The organism is Tabrizicola sp., from assembly GCF_031377265.1.
Classification (GTDB): domain Bacteria; phylum Pseudomonadota; class Alphaproteobacteria; order Rhodobacterales; family Rhodobacteraceae; genus JAUYQR01.
Map to the genome: position 1 here is coordinate 1 of NZ_JANMET010000188.1, position 5,490 is coordinate 5,490.

Below are 5,490 nucleotides of genomic sequence, written 5' to 3' on the forward strand. Positions count from 1 at the left end.
CGGTCGATGCGGGCCTTGTAGTCGTCGATATCCTCGAAGACCACGGCCCGGCCCTTGTGCTGCATCAGCGCCGGGGTGGCAGCGGAGGGTTTCAGCACCGCGCCGTCAGGCGCAAGGTTGCCCTTGACCACGACGATGCCGCCCGACTGGGTCAGCGCCTTGTCGGTGGGCAGGATCACATCCTCGTTCCAGTTGCGGACGTCTTTCACCTCGTCCCACATCGAATTGCCGGAAACGGTGATCGCGTCCTTGTTCAAAAGGCCAGCCTCGCCGAGACGTTTGATTACAACGGGCAGGCCGCCCGCGTAGAAAAACTCCTCCATCAGGTATTTGCCTGACGGCATCAGGTTGACGATGGTGGGCACGTCGCGGCCAAGCTTGTCCCAATCGTCAAGCGTGAGGTCGATGCCGACACGGCCCGCCATCGCCAGAAGGTGGATCACGGCGTTGGTCGACCCACCAATGGCGGCATTGGTGCGGATGGCGTTTTCAAAGGCGGCGCGGGTCATGATGTCGGAGGGTTTGAGGTCGTCCTTGACCATCTGCACGATGCGCCGGCCGGTCAGTTGCGCCATCACGCGGCGGCGTGAGTCGACGGCGGGGATCGCGGCGTTGCCGGACATCGCCATGCCAAGCGCTTCGGCCATCGATGCCATGGTGGAGGCGGTGCCCATGGTGTTGCACGAACCGGGGGAGCGGGACATGGAGGCCTCCGCCTCGACGAATTCTTCCGCCGTCATCTCGCCTGCCTTGACGGCTTCGGAAAACTTCCACAGGTGGGTGCCGGAGCCGACGCGTTCGCCGCGGAAATGGCCGTTCAGCATGGGGCCGCCGGTGACGCAGATCGACGGCAGGTCGACCGAGGCCGCACCCATCAAGAGCGACGGGGTGGTCTTGTCGCAGCCGACGAGGAGGACGCAGCCGTCCATCTGCTGGCCACGGATGGTTTCCTCGACCGCCATGGCGGCGATGTTGCGAAACATCATCGCGGTGGGGCGGAAGCCGGATTCGGAGACGGAGAACACGGGCACGATGACGGGAAAGCCGCCTGCCTCGTAGACGCCGTGCTTCACCCGTTCGGCAAGGTCGTTCAGGTGGGCGTTGCAGGGATTAAGCTCGGAGAAAGTGTTGAGAATGCCGATCACCGGGCGGCCATCGAACAGGTCGGCGGGCAGGCCCTGATTCTTCATCCAGCCGCGATGATAGATCGCGTCCTTCGAGGTACCGCCGAACCATTCCTGCGAACGCAGTTTGCGGGGCCATTTGGCGGGTTTGAAGGTCATTCTTTCCTCACAGGGCTTTGATTGTCGTGGGCGCCGCAGGTTTTGGCGCGAAGGCAAGCGGGTTGATCAGCGGCAGACCGAAGGGGGCTGCTTCGATCTCGAATCTATCACCGGGGGCGCATCGGATGACATCGGCAAACGACAGGGTAGCAGTGCCGAACATATGGACGTGCAGATCGCCGGGCTGGCGGAAGATCTGGTATTTGAAGTGGTGGTGTTCGAGGTTGGCATAGCTGTGCGACATGTTCGCCTCGCCCGACAGGAACGGCTTTTCCCAGATCACCTTGCCGGCGCGGCGGATGCGGCTGGTGCCGCGAATATCTGCGGGCAGATCGCCGACAAGGATTTCGGGGCCGAAGGAGGCTTCGCGCAGTTTGGAATGGGCGAGGAACAGGTAGTTCACCCGTTCGGTCACATGGTCGGAGAATTCGTTGGCCAAGGCCCAGCCGACGCGGCAGGGGGCGCCGTCGGGGGCGATGATGTAGATGCCGGCGATCTCGGCTTCTTCGCCGCCATCTTCGGCAAAGCCGGGGGCGGTGAGGGGCGCGCCGGGGGCTATGGCGGTGGTGCCGTTGCCCTTGTAGAACCATTCCGGCTGTACGCCGATCTGGCCTTGCGGCGGGCGGCCGCCTTCCAGCCCCATGCGGAACATCTTCATGCTGTCAGACAGGGTTTCGGCCTGCAGGGTGGTGTGCATCGCATCGCGGGCGGCAGCGGAGCCGAGGTGGGTCAGGCCAGTGCCAGTGAGGTGCAGGTGGGCGGGGTCAGGGTGGGTGATCGGCAGGGCAAGGCGGTTGTCAGCCGCAAGGGCTGCAAGGTCAACCGCTTCAGCAAGGCCATATCCGGCGATGACGGCGGCAAGGCTGCGGTTCGTGGTCGCCGCCTCAAGCGCAAGGGCGTAGGTGCTGGCGGCACCCTTGACCACCGCCGCCTCGGACCCCTCGCGCAGGACCACGGCGAGGGTGCGATCGGGGCGGATCATCTGGGAGAGCAGCATCGGTGGCCTCATTTGTTCTTGTTGTAGACGTCGAAGATCACGGCGGCGAGCAGCACCAGACCCTTGATCACCTGCTGATAATCGATGCCGATGCCAAGGATCGACATGCCGTTGTTCATCACCCCCATGATCAGCGCGCCGACGACGACGCCAAGGATCTTGCCCGAGCCGCCGGTCATCGACGCCCCGCCGATAAAGACGGCGGCGATCACGTCCAGCTCGAACCCCACACCGGCCTTTGGGGTGGAGGAGTTGAGCCGGGCGGCGACGATCATCCCGGCGAGTGCGGCCAGCACGCCCATGTTGACGAAGCAGAAGAAGACGAGGCGGTTGGTGCGGATGCCTGACAGTTTGGCGGCCTTTTCGTTGCCGCCAAGCGCGTAGATGCGCCGGCCTGTGGTCGTGTTCTCGGTGAAGAAGGCGTAAAGAACGGTCAGCACCGTCAGCACCAGAACCACATTAGGCAGCCCGCGGAACTGCGCCAGCTTGTAGCCGACAAAGATCAGCGCGGCGGCAAGCACGATGTTGCGCGCGACGAAGAGCGCCATGGGTTCCGGCGTCATCCCGAAGGCCGCGTCGCGGTTGCGGGCGCGCCAGCCAAACCAGATGACGGCGATGGCGGCCAGGGTCACGAGGAGGATCGCGGTGCTGTTCAGGCGTTCAAGGCCGACAAGGGTTTCGTCCCAGCTGCCAAAGATATCGGGGATAAAGCCGGTGGACAGCGACTGAAAGGTTTTCGGGAACGGGCCGATGTTCTGACCGCCCAGAAGCCAGAGGGTGGAGCCGCGGAACACCAGCATGCCCGCAAGGGTGACGATGAAGGAGGGGATGCGCCAATAGGCGATCCAGTAGCCCTGCGCCGCGCCGATCAGCCCGCCCACAAGCAGGCAGGCGGGGATCACGGCGATGACCGGCCAGTCGAGATCGACCGTCAGCACGGCGGCAACGGCCCCGGTGAAGCCGACGACCGAGCCGATGGAAAGGTCGATGTGGCCCGCCACGATGACGAGGAGCATCCCCAGCGCCATGATGATCACGTAGGAGTTCTGCAGGAACAGATTGGTGATGTTCTGCGCCGACAGGAAATCCACGTCGAGCATATAGCGCACCACGACGGTGAAGAAGAACACGATGGCGACCAGCGCCAGCAGCATGCCGTTTTCGCGCAGGTGCCCACCGAGCAGCGCCTTGATACCGGTGTTGTCTGCCATCACGCGGCCTTTCCGTTCGATTTCAGGATCATCGCCATGATCTTTTCCTGGCTGGCTTCGGCCCGGGTCAGTTCGCCCATCATCCGGCCCTGGCTCATCACATAGATGCGGTCGCACATGCCGAGGAGTTCGGGCATTTCCGAACTGATCATCACAATCCCCTGACCCTGATCGGCAAGCTGGTTCATGATGCTGTAAATCTCGAACTTTGCGCCCACGTCGATGCCGCGCGTGGGTTCATCGAGGATCAGGATTTGCGGGTTTGTGAACAACCATTTGGAAAGGACAACCTTCTGCTGGTTGCCGCCCGACAGGTTGACGGTTTTCTGGAACACGCCGGGGGTGCGGATCGCCATGGCCTTGCGATATGTCTCGGCCACCTGGGTTTCGCGGCGCTTGTCGAGGATGCCGTTTTGCGACACTCCGGGCAGGTTGGCCAGGGTGATGTTGCGCAGGATCGGCTCTTCGAGGATCAGGCCAAGTGCCTTGCGGTCTTCGGTCACGTAGGACAGGCCCGCCGCGATGGCCTTGCTGACGGTCGAGGTATCGACGGGCTGGCCGCCTATGCTGACCTCGCCGGTGATGAACCGCCCGTAGGAATGGCCGAAGAGGCTCATCGCCAGTTCGGTGCGGCCGGTGCCCATCAGGCCGGCGACGCCGACGATCTCGCCCTTGGCGACGGTGAAGGAGACGTCGCGGATCATCTGGCGGCCAGCCTGATCGGGGTGCCAGACGTTCCAGCCCGTCACCTCCATCAATACTTCGCCGGGGTTCGGGGTGCGGTCGGGATAGCGGTGCGCCATGTCGCGGCCCACCATGTCGCGGATGATGCGGTCCTCGCTGATAGCGGCGCGGTTGATGGTGGAGACGGTTGCCCCGTCGCGCAGCACGGTGATCCGGTCGGCGACGCGACCGATCTCGTTCAGCTTGTGGCTGATGATGATCTGGGTGACGCCCTGCGCCTTCAGTTCCAGCATCAGGTCCAGCAGTTTTGCGCTGTCGTTTTCCTGCAAGGCGGCGGTCGGTTCATCAAGGATCAGCAGGCGCACGTCCTTGGCCAGCGCCTTGGCAATCTCGATCAGTTGCTGCTTGCCGACGCCCAGCTTTTCAACCCGTGTGGTCGGCGCATCGGTCAGGCCGACCTTGGCCAAGAGCTGTTCGGTTTTCTGAAACGTCGCGGGCCAGTTGATCACGCCGTTGCGCGCCACTTCGTTGCCGAGAAACAGGTTTTCGGCAATGGACAGCAGTGGCACCAGCGCCAGTTCCTGATGGATGATGATGATGCCCTTGCGTTCACTGTCGCGGATGGTGCGAAGCGTCAGCGGCGCACCGTCGTAGAACATCTCGCCTTCATAAGTGCCGTGCGGGTAGATGCCCGACAGCACCTTCATCAGGGTGGATTTGCCCGCGCCGTTTTCGCCGCAGATCGCATGAATCTCGCCTGCCTCGACGGTCAGGTTCACGTGATCAAGCGCGCGCACGCCGGGAAAGACCTTGCTGATCCCGCGCATTTCCAGAAGCGTTGCCATCTTCCCCCCATAGGCACATGCCCGCCGATCCCCGGGGAGTGCGGGGCTGGCGGGCATGAGGCTGTTCCGCTTACTTCAGCTGATCAGCGGTATAGTAGCCCGAACCGACGAGGATTTCTTCGTAGTTCGTAGCATCGACCGGCTGCGAGGCCAGCAAGTAGGACGGCACGACCTTGACGCCGTTGTCGTAGGTGGCGGTGTCGTTGATTTCAGGCTCTGCGCCCGACAGGATGGCGTCCACCATCTTCACGGTGACGCCCGCGAGGTTACGGGTATCCTTGAAGATCGAGGAATACTGTTCCCCCGCGATAATCGACTTGATCGAGGGGATTTCGCAATCCTGACCGGTGACGATCGGCATCTTCAGATCGCCAGAGCCGTAGCCGACGCCCTTGACCGAGGACAGGATGCCGATCGACAGCCCGTCATAGGGTGACAGCGCGCCATGCAGCTGCTTGTCGCCGTAGTTG

General features: G+C 63.1%; 5 protein-coding genes. All 5 read right to left on the reverse strand.

Features of this window, described 5'->3' with window-relative positions:
• On the reverse strand, positions 1 to 1,283 hold a 1,283-nt coding region (locus RMO18_RS10825; protein ID WP_309665865.1), incomplete at its 3' end, for a dihydroxy-acid dehydratase.
• A gap of 7 nt (positions 1,284 to 1,290) precedes the next feature.
• On the reverse strand, positions 1,291 to 2,280 hold the full coding sequence (gene araD1 / locus RMO18_RS10830) for an AraD1 family protein (protein WP_309665866.1): 990 nt from the start codon (positions 2,278 to 2,280) through the stop codon (positions 1,291 to 1,293).
• Between the two features lie 8 nt (positions 2,281 to 2,288).
• Positions 2,289 to 3,491 carry a multiple monosaccharide ABC transporter permease gene (mmsB, locus tag RMO18_RS10835; RefSeq protein ID WP_309665868.1) on the reverse strand — a complete coding sequence of 401 codons (1,203 nt, stop codon included), beginning with the start codon at positions 3,489 to 3,491 and terminating at the stop codon, positions 2,289 to 2,291.
• Positions 3,491 to 5,020 (reverse strand): multiple monosaccharide ABC transporter ATP-binding protein, encoded by a 1,530-nt coding sequence (gene mmsA / locus RMO18_RS10840; RefSeq protein ID WP_309665869.1) that lies wholly within the window; start codon positions 5,018 to 5,020, stop codon positions 3,491 to 3,493. The genes mmsB and mmsA overlap by 1 nt, the downstream gene beginning before the upstream one ends.
• A gap of 70 nt (positions 5,021 to 5,090) precedes the next feature.
• Positions 5,091 to 5,490 (reverse strand): substrate-binding domain-containing protein (locus tag RMO18_RS10845; protein ID WP_309665870.1); only part of this gene is annotated, 400 nt, incomplete at its 5' end.